Here is a 22,532-nt window from a genome sequence, read left to right on the forward strand (position 1 = left end):
CTAGCATGAATGATCTTAAAGTAAAAGAAAAGCTCCAGCAGTTTTTTATTGAAGATATCGGTGAAGGTGATATTTCAACGACTACGATTTTTACTGATGATGATATACAAACAGGTAAATTTGTCGTTAAAGATGAAGGAGTCATTGCAGGCTTAAGTATTATAAAGCTTGGCTTTGAAACACTTTGTTCCAATGTAGATGTTCAGATTAATTACACGGATGGTGATAAAGTTCATTTCGGATCTTGTGTTGCACAAGTAACTGGTCCAGTAAAAACTTTATTAACAGGAGAACGAGTGATATTAAATTTACTACAACGTATGAGTGGAATTGCGACATTTACAAGACTAGCGGTTGAAACATTAAACGATAAGCATACGAGGATCTGTGATACAAGAAAGACTACGCCAGGTTTACGAATGTTTGAAAAATTTGCCGTTCGATGTGGGGGTGGATTTAACCACCGCTTCGGCCTTTATGACGGTGTAATGATCAAAGATAACCATATAACCGCAGCAGGTGGGATTACACAAGCTGTTAATAAAGCAAAGGCAACTTTAGGACATATGGTGAATATTGAGGTTGAAGTTGAAACAGAGGATGAAGTATTAGAAGCAATTGAAGCGGGAGCACATATTATTATGTTTGATAATTGTCCACCAGATATTATGAAAAAATGGGTTGAACTAGTTCCTGCACATATTGTAACTGAAGCATCAGGTGGAATTAAAGTCAGTAACCTTGCTAATTATCGAAATGTAGGGGTCGATTATATATCACTCGGTGCATTAACACATTCAGTTAAATCATTAGATATAAGCTTTAATTTACAAGGGGGTAAAAAAGGATGAGTTTATTAGAAGTAATGAGCACAACCCAAGTTCTACCAGAAAAATATCGACAAATGGCGACGGAAGAAATGGAAAATAGAATTCGTGAAATAAAAGCAGAATTAGGCGAAAAACTGTTCATACCAGGACATCATTATCAACGAGATGAAGTGATTCAGTTTGCAGACGCAACGGGTGACTCCTTACAACTGGCACAAATCTCTGCTAAAAATAGTAAAGCTGATTATGTCGTTTTTTGTGGGGTTCATTTTATGGCTGAAACAGCAGATATTTTAACAGATGAACGTCAAGTTGTTGTTTTACCAGATATGCGTGCAGGCTGTTCGATGGCAGATATGGCTGATATAAAACAAACAGAAAAAGCGTGGAAAGCATTAGAAAAGGATTTCGGAGATACGATACTCCCTTTAACTTATGTAAATAGTACTGCAGCAATTAAAGCGTTTTGTGGTCGTAATGGAGGAGCGACAGTAACTTCTTCGAATGCAAAAAAAATGGTTCAATGGGCTTTTACTCAAAAAGAACGAATTTTATTTTTACCTGATCAACATTTAGGTAGGAATACAGCGTATGATTTAGGAATTCCACTTGTACAAATGGCAGTATGGGATCCATTAGCAGAAAAGCTTGAATATGAAGGTTCTCTTGATGAAATCAAAGTAATTTTATGGAAAGGGCATTGTTCGGTTCATGAAAAGTTTACGGTTGAGAATATTCAAGAACTACGTGAAAATGATCCTGAATTCAAGGTTATCGTTCACCCTGAATGCACCCATGAAGTTGTTCAATTAGCAGATGATGCAGGATCTACTCACTATATAATTGAAAAATTAAAAGCAGCTCCACCTAATAGTAAGTGGGCAGTAGGTACAGAAATGAACTTAGTTCGTCGTTTAGGAAATGTCCACACGGATAAAACAGTTATATCATTAAACCCGAATATGTGTCCTTGTTTAACGATGAATCGCATCGATCTACCTCATCTATTATGGTCTTTAGAATCGATAGTAGAAGGTAAGCCAATTAATCAAATTAAAGTTGAAAATGATGTAGCGAAGGATGCTGTAATTGCATTAGAGCGTATGCTACAACGTGTATAACTATTCAAGAAGGAGATGAAGGAAAATCTCCTTCTTTTTTTACAAATAAAAATTTTTAATACATACCATGTTAATTTATATGGTATTTTTTGTTATTTTTATGTTAGTTGCACTTACATAAATGGGCGCTTTTTACTCTTTAGATCAAAAATTGTTATGGAGGGTACTAATTCTTTATCTCACACCAGGGAAATACGTTTCAGTTATTCGTGGTAATAGGACAAGGTTTGGACGCATAGATTGACCTTAGAGAAATCATTTCGTCCATTTATTTAATTTAATAAAGGATACTAAGTTAAGGAGGGACATTTATGAAGATTCATATCGTTCAAAAAGGCGACACGCTTTGGAAACTCGCCAAAAAGTACAATGTTGATTTTGAACAACTGAAAGCGGCCAACAATCATTTATCTAACCCAGACATGATTATGCCAGGAATGAAAATTAAAATTCCTACAGGAAGTGTTCCAGTTAAAAAAGAACAACCACTGGATTCTCTTGTTGGAATGGCAAAAAAAGAAGCTCCGATTGTCAAAAAAGAAGCACCAGTAACACCACCAGTTAAAGAAAAACCTAAAGTAGCACCAAAGCCACCAGAAAAGCCAAAACAAGTGCCAATGCCAGAAATGCCACCAATGATGATGCCTACTGCTCCACCACCACAGCCAATGACTGCTAAGCAAATGCAAGAATTTAACATGAATTTTAATATTTACAAGCCGCAACCATACCAACCACCAAAACCTAAAGAAGCACCAAAGCCACCAGTTGCTCCTAAGGCGGAAAAGCCAAAAGAAATGGTGAAGCCTGAAATGCCTAAGAAAAAACCCGTTATGCCTAAGGAACAGCCAAAGATGATGCCACATATGCAGCCAATGGTACCTTGTCCACCATATTACCCAATTTCACCAGTTTTACCAGGGTGTGCACCTTGTGGTAGTGGGAATCAGTGGCTTTATGGTCAACAACAAAATATGGCACCATATTATGGACAGCAAGTAATGCCGGGAATGATGCCTAGTTATCATATGCAACAACCATACCAAATGGCACCACAACAAGGCATGTCATATCCATCACCACAGCACATGGCACCGCAACAAGGCATGCCATATCCATCACCACAGCACATGGCACCGCAACAAGGCATGCCATACCAACCACAGTATCAAATGGCACCACAGCAAGGTATGCCATATCAAAAATATACAAAACCAGATATGAATAATTACGATCCAAATACACAGCCAATAGAGAATGTGCCGGGTTGGAGTGGAATGAGACCTTCACAACAAATACTAGGGATGAATCCATACTATAGTATGCCAGGAATGATGCCAGGCCCAAGTCAACCAATGGGAGCACAAATGCCTCATCAGTTTCAAGAGTTTGATGATGTAGATGATTAAAATGAGGTGCAATTATTATGTGAAGAGACAGTGTTTTAGACTGTCTCTTTTTTCTGTTTTTTCTACATTTGCAATGTGTCTCATTATCATTTTAATCTTTGTAAAATATCCCCTTATTTAGTAAGCCTTGTTTTACTTTATTTCCTACATATTAACAGACTAAAATAGTTCACTAAATGCCACTCTAAGTGGTGAAAGGAGGTTATCAAATGCGAAAATTCGCTATTACAATAACTGCAGCAACAATGATTATAGGTGGTTTAGCTGGTTGTGGTGTTGACAATCAAGCAAGGGATATGGGTGGAGCTGGTGCCGCTAATAGAGAAATTGGATACAATACAATGGATGCAGGTAGATATGGTGCTGCTGGAACTGGCGCTGCCGGAACTGGTGTAAATGGCACTGCTGATTACAGAGGCGGCTGGCTTGGACGAGATGCTGGTACGACTGGTGCAGCTGGTAGGAATGTAACAGGTGCAAGATGGACGGGTGAGGGCCCGATTACAGATATGTTTACACCAAACCGGCGTACTGCTCGTCAAGGAATTACTGGATATGGTGTGCAGCAAGGTCGAGGTAATGGCATTCGTGGTGGACAATTAGGTGTGAATGATCGTGGTGCTGAATTAAATGGAACTGACAATACCATAAACCAACGTTTAATGCGTGGAACAGGTATCGGTGGTGCAAGGTTTACCGAACGTGGAATGGCTGGAAGAACCGGTATGACTGGAAGAACTGGTATGACTGGTGCTGGAACTACAGTCCCTCATGGAACGTTGGATGATCAAGACGGCATGCGTAGAGCAGGGATCCGTGGACAAGCAGGTACACGTAATGGTACTACAGGGATTACAGGTGGAAACCGTGAAGGTATGGTAGATCAACGTGGCGTATTACGTGGTCAAAACCGTACAATGAGAGGTCAAACTACAGCTAATTACCATCGTGGTTATGACGGAAAAACCGTACAACAAATTGAACGATCTGTTGAGAATATGGACGGTGTTAGAGACTGTCGTGTTGTCATAAATGGTGATGAAGTTGTAGTTGCAGTTGAACCTTCTCAAACAGGTACGAACCAAGGTCAAATAGAAGAAAAAGTTGAGAAAAATATTGAAAAAATGGTTCGTGGTAAAAATGTTCATGTTGTAACTGACAGGGATGCATTCACAAGAGTACGTACAATGGATGATCGTTTGCGTGGTGGAGCTGCATTTGATGAGATTGGAGCAACATTTACGGAAATGGTAAGGGACTTAGGACGTGCAGCTGGTCGACCATTTGAACGTACACGTGATTAGTTAATATAAGAACAGGAGATCTCTTCTCCTGTTCCATTACATAATGGGTAATATTATTGCTGAAGATTATAGATTGGAACTAATTTCATACTACACGGATAAAAGCATTTATTCATGGCAATGATAGACGATGAATATATGCTTTTATTTTTTATATGGTGGTGATCATTATGAAGGGCGGTCAAATCATTAAAAAGTGTACAAAAAGAAATATGGTTATAGCTGTCCTATTTTTGTTAAGTTGTGTCTTACTTTTAGGGTTTCAAACGGAAACCGAAAAGACGTTTCAAGCTCATGCACCGAAACAAGCAGCTACTGTATTAAAAACAAATCAGGATGAAAAATTAGGACCTAAAACGATTCAGGTGATATTACAACGAGTATACTTAGATGGAGAAATAAGTGAAGAAATTGTAGAAGAAACAATATGGTCTATGGAGGACTTTTGGGCTTTTTATGACGAGTGGTTACTTATTGATCAAAATGAAGAAAAAATTCTTTTTAAAAAAGAAATAGATGACATATCCCCTTTACTAAAGATCAATGGTTATTTTGGTATTTCTGAAGATGGTGTATTAAATATTTATGAAGGAAAGCCAGAAGAAAGAAAGATCATACAATCTTTTTTTCAGATCAATACGAAAAAATTAAAAAGTCACCATGAAAATGAATTAAAAAATGGAATTCCAGTAATGTCACGAGAAAATTATCAAGAAGTGATAAAAACATTTAAAAAATATGCAGTAACTGAAATGTAAAAGACGTGGAACTTTCACGTCTTTTTCGTTCTTTTTTCCACTTTCTACTACAGAGCTTTCTTTACACTATATGAAAGGATATGGATATGATAAAATAGAAATGCATGTTCGTTTTTTAATTGGAATTAAAGGGAGCGAGTTTTTTGTTTGATTTTATTCATGGAAAAGTGGAATTTATAGATATTCAATATATAGTCATTGAAGTAAACGGGATAGGCTACCAAATTCACTGTCCTAATCCATATATTTTTCAAAAAGAGATAAATGAACAATGTAAAATTTATACATACCAACATGTACGAGAAGATTTAATCCGTTTATATGGATTTAAGACAAGAGAGGAACGTCATTTATTTGAAAAGCTATTAAATGTTTCTGGGATTGGGCCAAAAGGAGCTTTGGCCATATTGGCATCCGGACAGCCGGAACAGCTTGTTAATGCGATTGAAGAGGAAGATGAAAAGTACCTTGTGAAATTTCCTGGAGTAGGTAAAAAAACAGCTCGACAAATTATTTTAGACTTAAAAGGTAAATTAGATGAATTTGCCCCGAATTTATTTCAGCAGGATGTGTCTAAAGTATTTAGTAAAGAAAGCAGAAGCAGTAATTCAAAAGAGCTAGATGAAGCTGTGGAAGCATTAAAAGCACTTGGTTATGTCGACCGAGAAATAACAAAAATTGTTCCACAGTTAGAAAAAGAACAAACAACAACGGATCAATACATTAAAAAAGCGTTACAATTGATGTTAAAGCAATAGTAAAAATTGGGGGGGAGGGACAAATCGTGGAAGAACGTATTATTTCTGCGCAATCGCAGCTGGAGGAAGACATGATTGAGGGGAGTCTCCGTCCACAACAATTTTCTCAATACATCGGACAGGAGAAAGTGAAAGAAAACCTTAAAATCTTCATAGAAGCTGCTAAAATGCGTCAAGAGTGTTTGGATCATGTACTTTTATATGGACCACCTGGACTTGGTAAAACAACTCTCTCAGCTATTATTGCTAATGAAATGGAAGTACAAATGAGAACCACTTCAGGGCCCGCGATTGAAAGGCCAGGTGATTTGGCTGCTGTTTTAACGGCTCTCGAACCAGGAGATGTCTTATTTATTGATGAAATTCATCGTTTAAACCGAGTCGTTGAAGAAGTACTGTATCCAGCTATGGAAGACTTTTGTATAGATATTGTGATTGGGAAAGGACCAACGGCCAGGTCAGTACGTCTTGATCTCCCACCATTTACATTAGTTGGGGCAACGACAAGAGCCGGCTTATTAAGTGCTCCTTTACGAGATCGTTTCGGTGTGTTATCTCGACTTGAATATTACAATGAAAAAGAACTTGCACAGATTGTCATAAGAACAGCCGATATATTAGAAGTAGAATTAGGAGAAGATGCAGCTTTAGAGATTGCGCGACGATCAAGAGGGACACCAAGAATTGCTAACCGCCTGTTGCGACGCGTCCGAGATTTTGCTCAAGTACAAGGAGACGGAAAGATCACAGCACCATTAGCACATCATGCGTTAGAGCGTCTTCAAGTGGACCGTTTAGGATTAGATCATATTGATCATAAATTATTAATGGGGATTATTGAAAAGTTTCGTGGAGGGCCGGTTGGTATTGACACGATCGCAGCGACCATTGGTGAAGAACCAGATACTATTGAAGAAGTATACGAACCATATTTACTGCAAATCGGCTTTTTACAAAGAACCCCGCGAGGACGTGTAGTCACTCCACTAGTGTATGACCATTTTAATATGGAGGTGCCAGAAGCTTGAGCAATATGCCTAAGTTATTAATAACCGTTGGTGTCATATTAGTAATTATAGGAGTTTTGTGGCAGTTAGGTGGAAAAATCTTTCCGTTCGGAAAGTTACCAGGAGATATTTTAATAAAAAAGGAAAATACGACTTTTTATTTTCCAATTGTAACTTCGATTGTTTTAAGTGTTGTTATTTCACTTATTTTATTTATCATCGGCCGTTTTCGTTAAGTTGTACTTGTGTTTAAGATTTCATTTATGTATGCTAATAAATATTGACATTTGATCATTTTGAAAAGGAACGATGGAATGAATGTAAACGACTTTGATTTTTACTTACCAGAAGATTTAATTGCACAAACTCCTTTATTAGATCGAACTGCTTCTCGACTACTTGTGCTAGATAAAGAAACAGGTGAAATACAAGACGCCCACTTTTACGACATCATAAATTATTTAGCTGAGGGGGATTGTCTTGTCTTAAATGATACGAGAGTTTTACCTGCCCGGTTATATGGGGTTAAAGAAGATACAGGTGCTAAAGTTGAATTGCTTCTTCTTAAACAATTAGAAGGAGATCAGTGGGAGACATTAGTTAAGCCTGGAAAGAAAGTAAAGGAAGGAACTACACTTCTTTTTGGCGATGGAAAACTTCGTGGAGTATGTAAAGAGGGCCTTGAACATGGTGGTCGTATTATTGAATTTATTTATGACGGGATATTCCATGAAATATTAGATGCTCTAGGAGAAATGCCATTGCCGCCTTATATTAAAGAACAGCTTGAAGACCAAGATCGTTATCAAACTGTATTTGCTAAACATCGCGGTTCTGCCGCTGCACCAACAGCAGGACTTCATTTTACCGATGAATTGTTAGTGAAACTCCGTGAAAAGGGTGTGCATATAGCGTTTATTACACTCCATGTTGGTTTAGGCACGTTTCGTCCTGTTAGTGTTGACAAAATTGAAGAGCATGAGATGCATGCGGAGTTTTACCAAATGACAGAAGGAACAGCATTACTTCTTAATCAGGTTAAAGATCAAGGGGGTAAGGTAGTTGCTGTTGGAACCACTTCTTCGAGAACGTTAGAAACCATCGCTAATCAATATGATGGGAAATTTGCGGCTTCGTCGGGGTGGACCAATATTTTTATTTACCCAGGCTATACGTTTCGCGGTATTGACTCGTTGATTACAAATTTTCACTTACCTAAATCAACACTAGTCATGCTTGTTTCAGCCCTAGCAGGTAAAAATAACATACTTTCAGCATATGAACATGCTGTCCGAAACAAGTATCGCTTTTTTAGTTTCGGTGACGCTATGTTTATAAGAGAAGGGGGGCAACTTTAATTGTCTGCCATTACATATGAATTAATAAAAACATGTAAACAGTCAGGCGCGCGTCTTGGTAAAATCCATACACCCCATGGCGTCATAGAAACACCGATTTTTATGCCAGTAGGAACGTTAGCAACAGTAAAAACGATGAGTCCAGAAGAATTAAAGGAAATTAATGCTCAAATTATCTTAAGCAATACATACCACCTATGGCTTAGACCTGGTCATGATATAATTAAAGAAGCAGGTGGGCTTCACAAGTTTATGAATTGGGATCGACCGATATTAACGGATTCTGGTGGCTTTCAGGTCTTTAGTTTAAGCGATTTGCGTAAAATCGTAGAAGAGGGAGTCCATTTTAGAAATCATTTAAGTGGAGAAAAGCTATTCTTAAGTCCAGAAGGTGCAATGGAAATTCAAAATGCGCTAGGACCAGATATTATGATGGCATTTGATGAATGTCCACCATACCCTGCAGAATATGACTATATGAAGAGTTCAGTCGAACGCACAAGCCGCTGGGCAGAGCGGTGTTTAAAGGCACATAATCGACCGGAGGACCAAGCATTGTTTGGAATCGTTCAAGGTGGCGAGTATGAAGAGCTTCGCAAGCAAAGTGCGGCTGATCTTGTCTCATTAGACTTTCCTGGCTATGCAGTTGGTGGTTTATCTGTTGGAGAACCAAAAGATGTGATGAACCGAGTTCTCGAATTCACTACTCCGCTTCTACCGCAAAATAAACCTAGATATTTAATGGGGGTAGGATCACCTGATGCTCTTATCGATGGTGCGATAAGAGGAATAGATATGTTTGATTGTGTATTACCGACTCGTATTGCTCGAAATGGAACATGTATGACAAGCACGGGACGTCTCGTTGTTCGTAATGCGAAATATGCCCGGGACTTTAGGCCGCTGGATGAAAACTGTGACTGCCATGTTTGTAATAATTACAGTCGTGCTTATATTCGTCACCTTGTCAAATGTGATGAAACGTTTGGATTTAGACTTACCTCTTATCATAATCTCTTTTTCTTGTTAAAATTAATGGAGCAAGTGAGACAAGCTATTCGGGAAGACCGTCTTCTTGATTTCAAAGAAGAGTTTTTCGAAACGTATGGTTTTAACAAACCTAATGCGAAAAACTTTTAAAGAGGAAGTTCAAAAAGTATATTTTGTAAAGGGGGGAAATGAGTATGGAAATGTTAGGCACTATTTTACCATTGCTACTGATGTTTGCAATCTTCTGGTTCTTACTAATTCGGCCACAGCAAAAGCGTCAAAAGGCAATTCGTGAGATGCATTCAAATCTGCAAAAAGGTGATAAGATTGTCACGATTGGTGGCTTACACGGTGTCATTGATTCGATTGACGAAGACATCGTCGTTATTCTTGTAAATGATAATCGTAAACTCACATTTGACCGTAATGCGGTTCGTGAAGTAGTAAACCCTGATTGATGTACATAAAGAGGCTGACTCTCTAGAGGTGTTAGGTGTCTTCATTACACATTTGTGTAAATGAGCGAACCTTCACATAAGGAGTCAGCCTCTTTTCTTTCCAGAATTTAAGCGTCAGTATTACTAATAGGGCGCATTTACATCTCCTACTTTGCTAAATTGACCCCAATGATTCCTCCAAAAACGGATGAGACTAAATAACCGCCATGGTATAAGTATTGCTCCGTTGTAAATCCTGAATTGTACCCTAAATATTGAATAAAAAACGTGATTGCTGTAAATAAAAGTGCAGTACCAGCTCCTACAATCCATCCTTTTTCCTTTGCTTTAACCCCTGATATCAATCCTCCGATGAATAGAGCTAAAAAGGAAACAATAAGAATGAACCAATTAAACGAAGCTTCGGTTAAAGAACTAAAAGATAAAATTAATGAAATGATAAAACTAAATGCTATAGCAATTACTAATATACTGACAAGGCCATATAGCATTGATCCAAACATTCCACGGTATGCCAAAGAAACCTCTCCTCTCACCTTTCTTTTGTATGATTAATATAGCTTATTCATGCTTGACCCAACATAGAATATAATTTAAAAAAAATGACATTTCAAACGCTTGTGCAAAGCTTGAATAGCTAGGCACCGGCTTGGTTATGATCCAAATAAATGATAGCGACAATTTGTTTAGGTAAAAGTTTTGAAAATTGAGATTTTTGATTTGTTTAAAAACAAACATGATAAGGACATCCCTGTCATAGGATGATAGAAATAAGAGGAGAGGAAAATCAGCATGGAAGTGACCTTAGCCTTTATCATTTTTATCATCAGTTACATATTCATTATTAGTGAAAAAATAAATCGAGCGTTAGTGGCATGTGTTGGTGGAGTGGGAATGCTTTTCGTTGGGATTATTGACTTAGACGGAGCTTTTCTTCAATATATTGACTGGCATACGATTTCGTTATTATTAGCGATGATGATATTAGTTTCGATTACTAGTCAAAGTGGTTTTTTTGAATATATTGCACTCCATGTGGCAAAGTATGTAAATGGAAGACCGATTCCATTACTTATTTTAATATCATTACTTACTGCTTTTGGTTCGGCATTTCTTAACAATGTGACAATGGTCTTGTTGGTCGTTCCAATTATTTTGACGTTAACAAAAATTCTAAACCTTAATGCAGTGCCTTTTCTGTTATCTATCATATTGGCCTCTAATATCGGTGGCACAGCAACATTAATTGGTGACCCACCAAACCTAATGATTGGTCAAGCTGTAGATCATTTAACATTTAATGATTTCCTGATTCACCTTGGACCGGTTGTGTTAATTATTTTCATTGTTGTCATGCTTGGACTTGTATTTTATTACCGTAATTCTTTACAGGTTTCAAAAGAAGATCAACTTAAACTAGCCCAAGTTCATCCAAAAGCGTATTTAAAAGATAAAGTTCTTTTATTGAAGTCGATTTCTGTACTAACCATTACTACCTTTGGGTTTATTATCCAACCTTTACTGGATGTGGATATTACAAGTATTGCAATGGGTGGAGCCCTTCTTTTGATGTTACTTACATACGAACAACAAGATGTAGAAGAAGTGTTTCGGTCTATTGAGTGGGTAACTTTATTCTTTTTTATCGGATTATTTATGCTTGTTGGTGGAATAAAAGAAGTTGGTTTAATTGATGAAATTGCCAAATCCATTATTTATTATACCGAAGGAGATTTACCGAAGACTGCACTTTATATTTTGTGGGGGTCAGGTATTTTATCTGGATTTGTTGATAATATTCCTTTCGTTGCTGCGATGATCCCAGTGATTCTTGAATTTCAAAGTTATGGCATGACAAACTTAGATCCTTTATGGTGGTCACTTGCATTAGGAGCTTGCCTTGGAGGGAATGCTACATTAATTGGAGCAACAGCCAACGTAATCGTTGCAGGTCTTGCAGTTAAAGCTAAACAATCGTTTAGTTATCTGGAATTTTTAAAGGTAGGAGCACCGGTTGCGCTTATTTCCTTTATAATTTCCACAATCTATATTTATTTTCGCTATTTAATTCATTTTTATTAGTGTCAAATCATCAGGTTTTTTTAGAAATACTCAAATGCTTAGTATATATATATATCTAGATAAAAGTCTGATTGGGCGTGTTGCCAAAAGCTTCATCTCATTTTCTAATGAACTTAAGCAAAAACTACAGTTAAGGATATTTGCAATAAGGGTGATTGTCTTACTTCCTTTTTTGCAGATTCACCTAAAGTGGTGTGTAAGATGAGATGGAAGGAGGCGCGATCAAATGGACTATTCAACAATTGTTTTACGGACGATATTTATCTATTTCATCATTCTTTTAGTTCTTCGTTTTATGGGAAAGCGAGAAATAGGTCAGTTATCCGTGCTTGATTTTGTCGTTTCCATTATGATTGCAGAATTGGCTGTTATTTCAATTGAAAATATTCGTGCACCGATGCTACATACAATCATTCCAATCGTCGTCCTTTCATTAATTCAAATAATGTTTGCGTTTATTTCATTAAAAAGTGAAAAGCTTCGAAAGCTTGTAGACGGAAAGCCTTCTGTCTTAATTAACCAAGGGAAAATTGATGAAGGAGAAATGCGTAAACAACGTTATAATTTTGATGATTTACTCATTCAGTTAAGACAAAATAAAGTCAGTAAACTATCTGACGTTGAATTTGCAATACTGGAACCTTCTGGTAAATTATCGATCATTGAAAAAGATGAAGACCAACAAAATGGTAAACAATCGAGATTACCACTGCCGCTTATTCTTGATGGAAAAGTGAATAAGGAGCATCTTGAACAAATAAATAAAACGCCACTATGGTTAAGGCAACAACTCCGTAAACTTGGATATCGAGATGTAAAAAAAATATCATATTGCGCATTGCATGATGATGACACTTTTTTTATTGATGAAAAAGATGAAAAATAATCATTGATATAACGATACTATACACCCAAAATATAGAAAAATCGATAGGGCTTATAGATTTGAAGAAAACATATCGGATTAGGTACATTCGTACAAGCATTAGGCCTCGTCAGTACGTTGCACCAATCCGACGATCGACTGGGTTAGGTGGGTTTAGTTTTGGCTTTTTTGGTGGAGGTTCTGGCTATGGTTACAGCTATGGCTATGGAAGTGTAATTCCAGTTGCATTAGCTGCAATAGGAGGATTTGCATTAGCTAGTGCATTTTTTTTGTGGTAATAATACGGTGTCAGGCACCTTTAACGCGATTAAGAGTTAAAGGTGCCTGACACCGTTCTTATTCTTTCGTAAACGGCGCTAACCTTTTTCCGATTAATGGAATACGAACGATTTCTTCCCTTTTAATAAGTCCAAATGCAATTAATAAGATAGCGTAGAATATTCCAACAATACTTATTGATAATAATGTTTTAATTAGTAAGCCCATGGATAAAAAAGCATGTTTATATAAGAGCATTCCGATAACCCCTGTTACAATCATAGCGATGAATGCTTTTACGATTTCCCTAACATGTAACGTAAAGCTTATCGTTTTAACGACGGAGGCAAAGTGTAGCATCGTAACAAGGACCATTCCAATGACAATGGCTAAAGCGGCCCCCATAATTCCTAATTCTGGTCGAGTAGCAAGTACGAAGATTGCGGCTGTTTTAATAACGGCACCGAATAAGCTGTTCATCATGGCTGCCTTGGCTAAATTTAATGCTTGAAGAGTTGCTTGTAATGGCCCTTGGAAATATAAGAATATGCTAAACGGTGCCATAATTTGAAGGTATACTGCGGTAGTAGGGGCGTTATACATTAATGACATGATTGGACCTGCAAATATATATAGGATAACAACCGAAATTCCTCCTGAAATAAGGGCTAGCCTTAATGCTTGATCTAAACGGTGGTTAATTAATTGATATCTTTTTTGTGCAGCTGCTTCACTGATGGCTGGAACGAGCGAAACAGATAAAGAATACGTAATAAAGGTCGGGAGTAAAAGGAGTGGGATGACAAACCCAGCCAGCTCCCCGTATTGCTTGGTGGCAACAACCGTCGCTACCCCAGCAATTGCTAGACTTTGTGCAACAACAATGGGTTCAAAGAAAAAGGAGATGGAACCGATCAGTCTACTACCAGTTGTTGGTAAAGCAATATTCATTAGTTCATTAAATGTCGTCTTACCTTGGCGTAAATAATTCATAAACCCTTTTCGGATTCGAATTCGTTTTTTCGTTTTAAACATAAATAACATGTAAAGAAGGGAAGCAAGCTCTCCTATCACGACCGAAATCATTGCTCCAGCAGCAGCATATTCGACCCCATATGGCAAAAAGGCACTTGTCATTACAGCAACGAGAGTAATTCGGACGACCTGTTCAATGACTTGAGAATAGGCGGTAGGGCGCATATTTTGTCGGCCTTGGAAGTATCCCCTAAGTACACTTGATAAAGCAACAATGGGTACAATCGGTGCAATTGCAATTAATGGGAGGTAGGCACGTTCATCAGTTAATAATGTTTTAGCAATGATCGGAGCAAATACAATCATTGCCGTTGTAAAAATCGCGCTTAAAATACTTGTAACTGCTAAAGAAACAACAAGGATCCTTTTTATTTTTTTTCGATCTTCTCTCGCTTCAGCTTCGGCGACGAGCTTCGAAATCGCTACTGGTAACCCTAACTGGGTAATCGTAATCACGAGTAAAAGTGTCGGGACAGCCATCATATACAGACCAACACCTTCAGCTCCCATAATTCTTGCAACAACAATTTTATTTATAAATCCTAAAATACGAGTAATAAGTCCAGCTATTATCAAAATAACAGTCCCTTGTATAAAGGTTTGTTTTGACATGTCAGAAGCCCTACTTTCTAAAATTGATCTATGTCTCATCTACATTCATTTATATGCACGAATGGTGGTCAAGCATGACAAGTTGTTAAGTGAAAAATGAACGATAAAATAAATTGACATATCTGTTAGAAAGTGAGAAGATGACTTTTGATTTCATTTATTTTCATAAAGAATACAAGCTGTACATAAATTGAACTATATCTATTTTGTTAAAGGGGCTTCATTATGTTTGAGTGGAAAAACTTGTTTCGCGGAATGATGATTGGTATATCTGACCTTGTCCCAGGTGTAAGTGGAGGAACGATAGCGGTAATCTTAGGGATTTACGATCGGTTGATTGCCGCTATTAGTGGTTTTTTTAGTCGAAAATGGAAGGAACATATCGGGTTTATCGTACCATTAGCTTTAGGTACCGTTTTAGCTATTTTTTTATTGAGTCATCTCATTAAATGGTTATTAGAATACTACCCGCAACCAACATACTTCTTTTTTCTAGGCTTAATTGGTGGTATCATCCCTTATTTATTCAATAAAATAAATTACAAAAGCACGTTTCGTGCACTCCATTATTTAGCTTTACTAATAGCAAGTATTGCAGTTGGTTCCACAGCCTTTTTTGTAGAAAGAGAAAGTCAAACGTTAATTGAGACCGTGACAGTTTCTTCGGGGTTGTTCTTATTTTTCTCAGGGTGGATTGCAAGTATGGCTATGTTACTACCAGGGATTAGTGGATCATTTGTTTTATTATTACTAGGAGTTTATCATTCTGTTATTCATGCAGTAGCCGAATTAAATTTTGTCATCATCCTACTTGTAGGTGCTGGTGTAGGAGTTGGACTGATTGTTAGTAGTAAAATCATCCGAGTTTTACTTAATAAAGTACCAGTTCTTACTTATGCGATCATTATTGGGATGGTAATTGGTTCTATCGTAGTGATTTTCCCTGGTATTGAAAATCATCTTTTGTTACTTCTTATAAGTATCGTAACGTTTATTTTAGGCTTTTTTGTCGCAGCGTTTTTTGGAAAGATGGAAACAGGTCGAAATAAAAAACTGTCCTAAGGGCAGTTTTTTTGTATAAGTCCTGATTATAAAAAACTGTAATAGTTTTTTAGTGAGTAAAAGGTTTATAATGGAAAGTAGGGGAAAGGAGAGTAAATCGAATGAAACAACAGTTTGAAGTTTGGAAAGATGACGTAATGCCTGCTCTACAGAGTAAGGTGGAAGAGTTCCATATGCTAGGGTATAACAAAGCAACAAAGGATCAAATCTGGAAAAGTATCATTTACAAGTTACGTAAGAAAAAGGAGTACATCCATTTACATGAGTTTGTTAATGTTATCTTAACCCTTCGTGCCCCAGAGTATATGAATTACTTGACGGTTGAAAGTTATAATGCTAAGGATTGGTTCGCTAATGAAGGGGTGTTAGAAGACTTAGTAAACGAAGGAAATTAAATTTTGATCTGATACGGCACACATAGTCACTCTGGTTTTTTATTAGAACATAGTGACATGATATATAAGCAAATTGACATGGAAAAAGTATCATCGCTATAATTGAACTATTGCTAATTTGTGGACAAGTATTTTCCGTTGTGATAGTTAAGGAGGAAGTTCGTAGTATGGTGAAAAAAGGTCGTATTTTTGCTTTTTTTCTCATTGTAATTATTCTTGGTGGTTTAATAAGTACGACCATTATGGGAATTGCAAAGGAAATTAAGTTAGGTCTAGATCTCCAAGGTGGGTTTGAAATTCTCTATCAAGTGAAACCTGCTGAAGAAGGGGATGTTATCAACGAAGATGTTTTAAATGCAACAGTAAGTGCTCTTGACCAACGGGTTAATGTTTTAGGGGTTTCTGAGCCATACATAACGATTGAAGGGGAAGACCGAGTTCGTGTTCAGCTAGCTGGTGTAGAAGATCAGCAAACGGCAAGAGACCTGCTTGCAACGGAAGCTCAGTTAACGTTCCGTGATGTTGATGATGTTGTGAAATTAGACGGGGCAGACTTAAAGGAAGGTGGTGCAAGAGTTACCTTTAATGATGCCAATCAACCTGAAGTTGCAGTAACCCTTAAAGATGCCAATATGTTCGGAAATGTAACTCGAGAAATACTCGACCGAATGCCTCAAGGTGAAAACCTTCTTGTTATCTGGTTAGATTATGAAGAAGGTGATAGCTTCTTTGAGGAAGTGCAAAAAGAAAACCCTAAATTTTTATCCGCACCAACTGTAAGACAAGTATTAAATACAACAGATGTTGTTATTCAAGGAAATTTTACAATTGAAGAGGCTACGTTTTTAGCTGAAGTATTAAATGCAGGTGCGCTACCTGTCCAGCTTGAGGAAATTTATTCGAACTCTGTTGGTGCATCGCTCGGTGAAGAAGCGATGAAAAACACGATATTTGCTGGATTTATTGGAGTTGCGCTTATTTTCTTATACATGCTAGCTTTTTACCGTTTCATGGGAACGATCGCGATTATTACCTTATCGGTTTATATTTTCCTTGTTCTCGTGATTTTTAACTGGATGAATGCTGTACTTACTTTACCAGGAATTGCAGCTCTTATCCTCGGTGTAGGGATGGCAGTAGATGCTAATATTATTACCTATGAACGTATCAAAGATGAAATTCGCTCAGGCAAATCGATTATGTCGGCATTTAAAGCAGGAAGTAGACGGTCTTTATCTACCATTTTAGATGCGAATATTACGACTATCTTAGCAGCGAGTGTTCTATTTTACTTTGGAACAAGTTCCGTTCAAGGTTTTGCGATCATGTTAATTGTGAGTATTTTAACTAGCTTTGTAACAGCAGTTTATGGATCTAGATTATTATTAGGATTATGGGTTACGAGCCGAATTTTTAATAAGAAGCCTCGTTTCTTTGGAGTAAAGGAGAGTGAGATCAGTGAGCTTTAATTTTCATGACCGAACGATTGATTTTGTTCAACATCGTAAGAAGTTTTTCATCTTTTCTTTGGTCGCGGCTCTAGTTGGTGTGATCTTACTTTCAACGGTAGGACTCAACCTTGGAATCGATTTTGAGAGCGGTTCGAGGGTCGAAGTGTCTACAAATGAATCTGTTACTGCTGAACAAATTTTAGCTGATTTTGCTACTATAGGTGAAGGCTATACTCCTGATGATATTACAATGGCAGGAGAACAAAATAATCTTGTTCACGCTCGTTTTATCGGTGTTCTTGACGCAAATGAAATTGCAGAGATTCAAACTTTTTTCAATGAAAAGTATGGGTCAGAACCTAATGTAAGTACGGTTTCACCAATGGTTGGTAAAGAACTGGCCCGTAATGCTTTAATTTCTGTATTAATTGCATCCATTGGAATTGTTATCTATGTTGCGATCCGTTTTGAATGGCTTTACGGTATTGCTGCAATTGTAGCCTTGTTTCATGATGCATTCTTTATCATCGCAGTTTTTAGTGTCGTACAGTTTGAAGTTAATGTTCCGTTTATTGCTGCTGTCCTCACGATTGTTGGTTATTCAATCAATGATACGATCGTTACGTTTGACCGTATTCGTGAAAATTTGAGTAAGACAAAACGTGTAAAATCGTTTGATGATTTAGCAAAAATTGTTAATGTCAGTTTAACGCAAACATTAGCAAGATCGATTAATACGGTAATGACGGTTGTATTAGCTGCAGTAGCGATTTTCATTTTTGGCGGTGAGGCGATTCGCTCATTTGCATTTGCATTAGTTGTCGGCTTAGTTGCAGGGACGTATTCATCGATATTCTTAGCTGCTCAGTTATGGCTTGTATGGAAAGCTCGTCAATTAGAAAAAGGAAAGTTTAAAAGTCAGCCGAAAGTAGATGAAGTTTAAATACTTAAGGTCATGGTGCATACCATGGCCTTTTTATTGGTATAATTTACTTATGTGCCCTTTTTTATAACTCAGTCGAGGAGACACATATTTTGTAAGTGTTAATATGATATGAGAAGGTGAAAGTATGGATGAGGATATTCGCTATGAAAAAGTGAAGATGGGTGCATGGATTGGCATAATCGGTAATATCGTGTTAGCGGTTCTTAAAGGTATCATTGGTTTCATGTCAAATAGTCGTGCGTTAATTGCAGATGCCGTTCATTCTGCATCTGATGTTGTAGGGTCAGTCGCAGTGCTGATTGGCGTACGTGCAGCGAAAATGCCACCTGACCAGGATCACCCATACGGTCATGGAAAAGCTGAGTCCATTACTGCAATTATTGTGGCAGTTCTTCTTTTTTTAGTTGGAGTAGAAATCGCGATTGATGCAATTAAGGCTTTTTTCGAACAGATTGCCGTTCCAAAGATTATAGCAATTTATGCTGTTATTTTTTCGATTGTTGTCAAGGAAATTATGTTTAGATATAAGTATCATTTGGGAAAAAAATATAGAAGTGAAGCGTTAATAACAGATGCTTGGCATCACCGATCTGACGTTTATTCATCAATAGCAGCTTTACTGGGTATTGGTGGTTCTATATTAGGAGGAACTATAGACGTTCCTTGGCTTGTATATGCCGATCCGGTTGCAGGACTATTTGTATCGATATTAGTGGTCAAGATGGCGTGGCAGCTCGGGAGTCAGTCTATTCACAATACGTTAGATCATGTCCTTCATGATGAAGATACGATAGATATGAAAAAAGCAGTCGCCTCTGTTGAGGGGGTATTAAATGTTGATGAATTTTTAGCAAGAGAACATGGTCATTATGTTATCATTGACTTAAAGATTGCCGTTGATCCTGAAATAACTGTGAAGGAAGGCCATTCGATTGGTAAAGCAGTAAAAAGAAGACTTCTTGAAGAAAATTATGTTCACGATGTATTAGTACATATAAATCCACATGAGAAAAATGGGGAGGTGTCTTAAATGAAAGGTCAGTGGGGATTAATCTTAGGAATTATAGCTGCACTTATTATTGCTATCTTTGCAGTTATCAATGTAGAAGCAGTACGTGTTAATTATTTATTTGGTACAGCGGAATGGCCGTTAATTCTAGTTATCATCGGTTCTGTACTTATGGGTGGTATTATAGTTGGAGCTGTAGGAATGGTAAGAGTTTTTCAGTTACAACAAGAAATTAAGCGGATAAAACTAAAACAAAGTAATGCACTGAAGAATGACACTTCTGAAACAACTGCGAAAGAAACAACCCGTCATGACGGTGAAAAAGAAAATGTCCAGACAACTACACTAAAGGACTAATAATTGAATACAAATGAAAAACGACCATAATATTATTCATTGCCCCTCTATGACCCCTCTTGTATAATAGGTAGGTCAAGGGGTGTTTTTTTATGCTTAAATCAAACAAAAGATGGAAAGTAGCACAGCTAGAACAAGCTAAAGTAAATCAGTTGATAGAAGAGTTAAGTTTATCATCAATTGTTGCAAAACTTCTCGTACTACGTGGGATTGACACAGTTCAAGCTGCAAAACGTTTTTTATATAAAGAGGAAGTAGATTTTTACGATCCGTTTTTATTACATGGAATGAAAGAAGCTGTTGATAGAATTAGAGTAGCGCTTTCAACTAAAGAAAAGATTTTAATTTATGGTGATTATGATGCTGATGGCGTAAGTAGTACATCAGTGATGATCTATTTAATGCGTGAGTTAGGTGCGAACTTTAACTATTATATTCCAAACCGCTTTACAGAAGGATATGGTCCAAATGAAGCTGCATTTCGTCAAGCGAAGGCGGAGGGGTATGATCTAATTATTACAGTTGATACAGGAATATCGGCTGTTCATGAAGCTGAGGTTGCTAAAGAGATCGGGATCGATTTAATCATTACAGATCATCATGAAGCACCGCCTAAACTTCCCGATGCTTATGCGATTGTTAACCCGAAAAAACCAGGGTGTACATATCCTTTTAAAGGCTTAGCGGGAGTGGGGGTTGCTTTCAAAGTGGCACATGCCTTACTTGAGGATGTACCTACTCATTTACTAGATATAGTAGCGATAGGAACGATTGCAGATCTAGTACCGTTGGTAGATGAAAATCGATTACTTGCTAAAAGGGGAATTGATGCACTACACCGAACAACGAAGCCAGGATTAAAAGCGATAAAAAAAATAGCTGGTATCGACGGACAAGTGTTGAATGCTGAGCATGTAGGTTTTACGATAGGTCCTCGTATTAATGCAGCAGGACGCTTGGAATCGGCCGACCCAGCAGTTGAATTAATGATAACCGATGACGAAGTAGCAGGTAAAGAAATGGCAGAGGAAATCGATCTGCTGAATAAACAAAGAAAAGCGATCGTTGATGAAATAGCAAAAGAAGCGATCTTACAAGTAGAAACGGAATACCCGTCATCAGATAATCGCGTGTTAATTGTCGGAGGGGAAGGCTGGAATCCTGGAGTTATTGGTATTGTAGCTTCTCGTTTAGTCGAGAAGTTTTATCGACCAACGATCGTTCTCAGCATTGATAAGGAAAAAGGGGTAGCAAAAGGGTCTGCTAGAAGTATTGAAGGATTTGACATGTTTGTAAACCTTTCAGAAAGTCGAGATATTCTTCCACATTTCGGTGGACATCCTATGGCTGCTGGACTTACTATGCAAATTGAACATATTGAAGAATTAAGAAGTCGATTAAATGCTCAAGCAGAGCAATTGCTGACAGAAGAAGATTTTATACCAATCACAAAGGTTGACCTCGTGGCGACGTTAGATGAAATCTCATTAGATGTAATTAACCAGCTTGACGAACTCGCTCCTTACGGTATAAGTAATCCCATTCCTAAGGTGTTGATTGAAGATGTTAGCATCGCGCAAGTGCGTAGAATTGGTAGCGATGAAAATCATTTAAAGGTACTGTTTGAACAGGATGGAACGACGTTAGATGGAATTGGCTTCCAGCTCGGTTATCTTCATCCTGAAATCAATCCAGCAGCGAAAATCTCAGCAGTAGGTACGGTATCGGTTAATGAGTGGAATGGTCATTGTAAGCCACAATTATTTATTGAAGATGTTCGAGTGAAGGAATGGCAGTTATTTGATTGGCGGAATGCAAAAAAACTGTTAGAAAATATTCAAGACTTACCTAAACAAAAACGGAAGTTAATTGCATTTCAACGTTCAACGGTGGATAAGCTAGGATTAGAAACGATAAAAGATGAAATTTGTCTTGCTCCGGCAGAGGAAGTTCATTTAGTCGATAAATATATTGTATTACTCGATTTACCTAATTCAATTAACCAATTAGAAGAATTACTTTCCGTGATAGAAGGTACTCCAGAACGGATATATTCTGTTTTTTATCAAGAAGATTCACATTATTTTTCAACCCTTCCGAAAAGAGAACATTTTAAATGGTATTATGCATTTTTAAAGAAAAAAGGAATTTTTAATATTAAGAAATACGGCCAACAACTTGCAACACATAAAGGTTGGTCTAAAAACACAGTTGATTTCATGACAAAGGTGTTTTTTGAATTAGATTTTGTTACAATTGAAAATGGAATTATTAGCCTGCACCCTACCCCTTCTAAAAAAGGGCTCGACGAATCTGAAACGTATCAACGGATGACAGAACAGTCGAAGCTAGAGCAGCAATTTTTATATTCTTCATATTATGAGTTGAAGCTCTGGTTCGATCAAGTGATAGAACAGGCAAGAAAAGTTAAGGAGTCGGTATAACA

The 22,532-nt window shown here is 37.4% G+C and carries 23 protein-coding genes; 21 read left to right on the top strand and 2 right to left on the bottom strand.

The window, feature by feature from the left end:
• Window positions 1-5 precede the first annotated feature (5 nt).
• From nadC to yajC, 11 genes are all read left to right on the top strand, one after another.
• Window positions 6-851, top strand: coding sequence for a carboxylating nicotinate-nucleotide diphosphorylase (nadC, locus tag J0N78_RS09470; RefSeq protein WP_209122814.1), 846 nt, complete (start codon window positions 6-8; stop codon window positions 849-851).
• Window positions 848-1,951 carry a quinolinate synthase NadA gene (gene nadA / locus J0N78_RS09475; RefSeq protein WP_209122815.1) on the top strand — a complete coding sequence of 368 codons (1,104 nt, stop codon included), beginning with the start codon at window positions 848-850 and terminating at the stop codon, window positions 1,949-1,951. The genes nadC and nadA overlap by 4 nt, the downstream gene beginning before the upstream one ends.
• Window positions 1,952-2,262: 311 nt before the next feature.
• Window positions 2,263-3,360 (top strand): SafA/ExsA family spore coat assembly protein, encoded by a 1,098-nt coding sequence (locus J0N78_RS09480; protein ID WP_209122816.1) that lies wholly within the window; start codon window positions 2,263-2,265, stop codon window positions 3,358-3,360.
• 209 nt (window positions 3,361-3,569) lie between these two features.
• Entirely contained in the window at window positions 3,570-4,664 is a 1,095-nt protein-coding gene (locus J0N78_RS09485) for a YhcN/YlaJ family sporulation lipoprotein (RefSeq protein WP_209122817.1), read from the top strand.
• Between the two features lie 170 nt (window positions 4,665-4,834).
• Window positions 4,835-5,422 carry an intercompartmental signaling factor BofC gene (locus J0N78_RS09490; protein ID WP_209122818.1) on the top strand — a complete coding sequence of 196 codons (588 nt, stop codon included), beginning with the start codon at window positions 4,835-4,837 and terminating at the stop codon, window positions 5,420-5,422.
• A gap of 143 nt (window positions 5,423-5,565) precedes the next feature.
• Entirely contained in the window at window positions 5,566-6,180 is a 615-nt protein-coding gene (gene ruvA, locus J0N78_RS09495; RefSeq protein ID WP_209122819.1) for a Holliday junction branch migration protein RuvA, read from the top strand.
• A 71-nt stretch (window positions 6,181-6,251) separates the two neighbouring features.
• On the top strand, window positions 6,252-7,208 hold the full coding sequence (ruvB, locus tag J0N78_RS09500; protein ID WP_247747239.1) for a Holliday junction branch migration DNA helicase RuvB: 957 nt from the start codon (window positions 6,252-6,254) through the stop codon (window positions 7,206-7,208).
• Window positions 7,205-7,423, top strand: coding sequence for a DUF2905 domain-containing protein (locus J0N78_RS09505; RefSeq protein WP_209122821.1), 219 nt, complete (start codon window positions 7,205-7,207; stop codon window positions 7,421-7,423). Before ruvB ends, J0N78_RS09505 begins: the two co-directional genes overlap by 4 nt.
• Before the next feature lie 78 nt (window positions 7,424-7,501).
• Window positions 7,502-8,545, top strand: a complete 1,044-nt coding sequence (queA, locus tag J0N78_RS09510) for a tRNA preQ1(34) S-adenosylmethionine ribosyltransferase-isomerase QueA (RefSeq protein WP_209122822.1) — start codon at window positions 7,502-7,504, stop codon at window positions 8,543-8,545.
• Complete coding sequence (gene tgt, locus J0N78_RS09515) at window positions 8,546-9,685, top strand: tRNA guanosine(34) transglycosylase Tgt (RefSeq protein WP_209122823.1); 1,140 nt, start codon at window positions 8,546-8,548, stop codon at window positions 9,683-9,685.
• Window positions 9,686-9,729: 44 nt separating this feature from the next.
• Entirely contained in the window at window positions 9,730-9,993 is a 264-nt protein-coding gene (gene yajC / locus J0N78_RS09520) for a preprotein translocase subunit YajC (protein ID WP_209122824.1), read from the top strand.
• Between the two features lie 146 nt (window positions 9,994-10,139).
• Here the strand turns inward: yajC and J0N78_RS09525 are convergent, their stop codons facing one another.
• Window positions 10,140-10,511: a TIGR04086 family membrane protein gene (locus J0N78_RS09525; RefSeq protein ID WP_247747228.1), complete on the bottom strand. Its 372-nt coding sequence runs from the start codon at window positions 10,509-10,511 to the stop codon at window positions 10,140-10,142.
• A 274-nt stretch (window positions 10,512-10,785) separates the two neighbouring features.
• Here J0N78_RS09525 and J0N78_RS09530 point away from each other — a divergent pair, with 274 nt between their 5' ends.
• The 3 genes from J0N78_RS09530 (at window position 10,786) to J0N78_RS09540 (ending at window position 13,239) form a co-directional block, all read left to right on the top strand.
• The gene (locus tag J0N78_RS09530) at window positions 10,786-12,075 is read left to right on the top strand and encodes an ArsB/NhaD family transporter (protein ID WP_209122825.1); all 1,290 of its coding nucleotides are present in this window, start codon (window positions 10,786-10,788) and stop codon (window positions 12,073-12,075) included.
• Between the two features lie 226 nt (window positions 12,076-12,301).
• Complete coding sequence (locus J0N78_RS09535) at window positions 12,302-12,961, top strand: DUF421 domain-containing protein (RefSeq protein WP_209122826.1); 660 nt, start codon at window positions 12,302-12,304, stop codon at window positions 12,959-12,961.
• 59 nt (window positions 12,962-13,020) lie between these two features.
• On the top strand, window positions 13,021-13,239 hold the full coding sequence (locus tag J0N78_RS09540; RefSeq protein WP_209122827.1) for a hypothetical protein: 219 nt from the start codon (window positions 13,021-13,023) through the stop codon (window positions 13,237-13,239).
• Window positions 13,240-13,297: 58 nt separating this feature from the next.
• On the opposite strand, the gene spoVB is transcribed toward J0N78_RS09540, so the two are convergent.
• Window positions 13,298-14,866: a stage V sporulation protein B gene (spoVB, locus tag J0N78_RS09545; protein ID WP_209122828.1), complete on the bottom strand. Its 1,569-nt coding sequence runs from the start codon at window positions 14,864-14,866 to the stop codon at window positions 13,298-13,300.
• Between the two features lie 225 nt (window positions 14,867-15,091).
• Here spoVB and J0N78_RS09550 point away from each other — a divergent pair, with 225 nt between their 5' ends.
• From J0N78_RS09550 to recJ, 7 genes are all read left to right on the top strand, one after another.
• Window positions 15,092-15,928, top strand: a complete 837-nt coding sequence (locus J0N78_RS09550) for a DUF368 domain-containing protein (protein WP_209122829.1) — start codon at window positions 15,092-15,094, stop codon at window positions 15,926-15,928.
• Window positions 15,929-16,029: 101 nt separating this feature from the next.
• Window positions 16,030-16,323 carry a post-transcriptional regulator gene (locus tag J0N78_RS09555; protein WP_209122830.1) on the top strand — a complete coding sequence of 98 codons (294 nt, stop codon included), beginning with the start codon at window positions 16,030-16,032 and terminating at the stop codon, window positions 16,321-16,323.
• Window positions 16,324-16,490: 167 nt separating this feature from the next.
• Window positions 16,491-17,792, top strand: a complete 1,302-nt coding sequence (gene secD / locus J0N78_RS09560; protein ID WP_209122831.1) for a protein translocase subunit SecD — start codon at window positions 16,491-16,493, stop codon at window positions 17,790-17,792.
• A complete protein-coding gene (secF, locus tag J0N78_RS09565) occupies window positions 17,782-18,717 on the top strand; it encodes a protein translocase subunit SecF (protein ID WP_209122832.1) in 936 nt (311 codons plus the stop codon). The genes secD and secF overlap by 11 nt, the downstream gene beginning before the upstream one ends.
• 127 nt (window positions 18,718-18,844) lie before the next feature.
• Window positions 18,845-19,750: a cation diffusion facilitator family transporter gene (locus J0N78_RS09570; protein WP_209122833.1), complete on the top strand. Its 906-nt coding sequence runs from the start codon at window positions 18,845-18,847 to the stop codon at window positions 19,748-19,750.
• Window positions 19,751-20,086, top strand: coding sequence for a LapA family protein (locus tag J0N78_RS09575; protein WP_209122834.1), 336 nt, complete (start codon window positions 19,751-19,753; stop codon window positions 20,084-20,086).
• Window positions 20,087-20,178: 92 nt separating this feature from the next.
• Window positions 20,179-22,530, top strand: a complete 2,352-nt coding sequence (gene recJ / locus J0N78_RS09580; protein WP_209122835.1) for a single-stranded-DNA-specific exonuclease RecJ — start codon at window positions 20,179-20,181, stop codon at window positions 22,528-22,530.
• The last annotated feature ends 2 nt before the right edge of the window (window positions 22,531-22,532 follow it).

The organism is Alkalihalobacillus sp. BA299, assembly GCF_017745675.1.
Classification (GTDB): Bacteria; Bacillota; Bacilli; order Bacillales; family Bacillaceae_F; genus Alkalihalobacterium.

Coding starts and splice junctions, on each gene's coding strand:
- nadC (WP_209122814.1), top strand. CDS start 6: ATGAATGATCTTAAAGTAAAAGAAAAGCTCCAGCAGTTTTTTATTGAA.
- nadA (WP_209122815.1), top strand. CDS start 848: ATGAGTTTATTAGAAGTAATGAGCACAACCCAAGTTCTACCAGAAAAA.
- J0N78_RS09480 (WP_209122816.1), top strand. CDS start 2,263: ATGAAGATTCATATCGTTCAAAAAGGCGACACGCTTTGGAAACTCGCC.
- J0N78_RS09485 (WP_209122817.1), top strand. CDS start 3,570: ATGCGAAAATTCGCTATTACAATAACTGCAGCAACAATGATTATAGGT.
- J0N78_RS09490 (WP_209122818.1), top strand. CDS start 4,835: ATGAAGGGCGGTCAAATCATTAAAAAGTGTACAAAAAGAAATATGGTT.
- ruvB (WP_247747239.1), top strand. CDS start 6,252: ATGATTGAGGGGAGTCTCCGTCCACAACAATTTTCTCAATACATCGGA.
- queA (WP_209122822.1), top strand. CDS start 7,502: ATGAATGTAAACGACTTTGATTTTTACTTACCAGAAGATTTAATTGCA.
- yajC (WP_209122824.1), top strand. CDS start 9,730: ATGGAAATGTTAGGCACTATTTTACCATTGCTACTGATGTTTGCAATC.
- J0N78_RS09530 (WP_209122825.1), top strand. CDS start 10,786: ATGGAAGTGACCTTAGCCTTTATCATTTTTATCATCAGTTACATATTC.
- J0N78_RS09535 (WP_209122826.1), top strand. CDS start 12,302: ATGGACTATTCAACAATTGTTTTACGGACGATATTTATCTATTTCATC.
- spoVB (WP_209122828.1), bottom strand. CDS start 14,866: ATGTCAAAACAAACCTTTATACAAGGGACTGTTATTTTGATAATAGCT.
- J0N78_RS09550 (WP_209122829.1), top strand. CDS start 15,092: ATGTTTGAGTGGAAAAACTTGTTTCGCGGAATGATGATTGGTATATCT.
- J0N78_RS09555 (WP_209122830.1), top strand. CDS start 16,030: ATGAAACAACAGTTTGAAGTTTGGAAAGATGACGTAATGCCTGCTCTA.
- secD (WP_209122831.1), top strand. CDS start 16,491: ATGGTGAAAAAAGGTCGTATTTTTGCTTTTTTTCTCATTGTAATTATT.
- J0N78_RS09570 (WP_209122833.1), top strand. CDS start 18,845: ATGGATGAGGATATTCGCTATGAAAAAGTGAAGATGGGTGCATGGATT.
- J0N78_RS09575 (WP_209122834.1), top strand. CDS start 19,751: ATGAAAGGTCAGTGGGGATTAATCTTAGGAATTATAGCTGCACTTATT.
- recJ (WP_209122835.1), top strand. CDS start 20,179: ATGCTTAAATCAAACAAAAGATGGAAAGTAGCACAGCTAGAACAAGCT.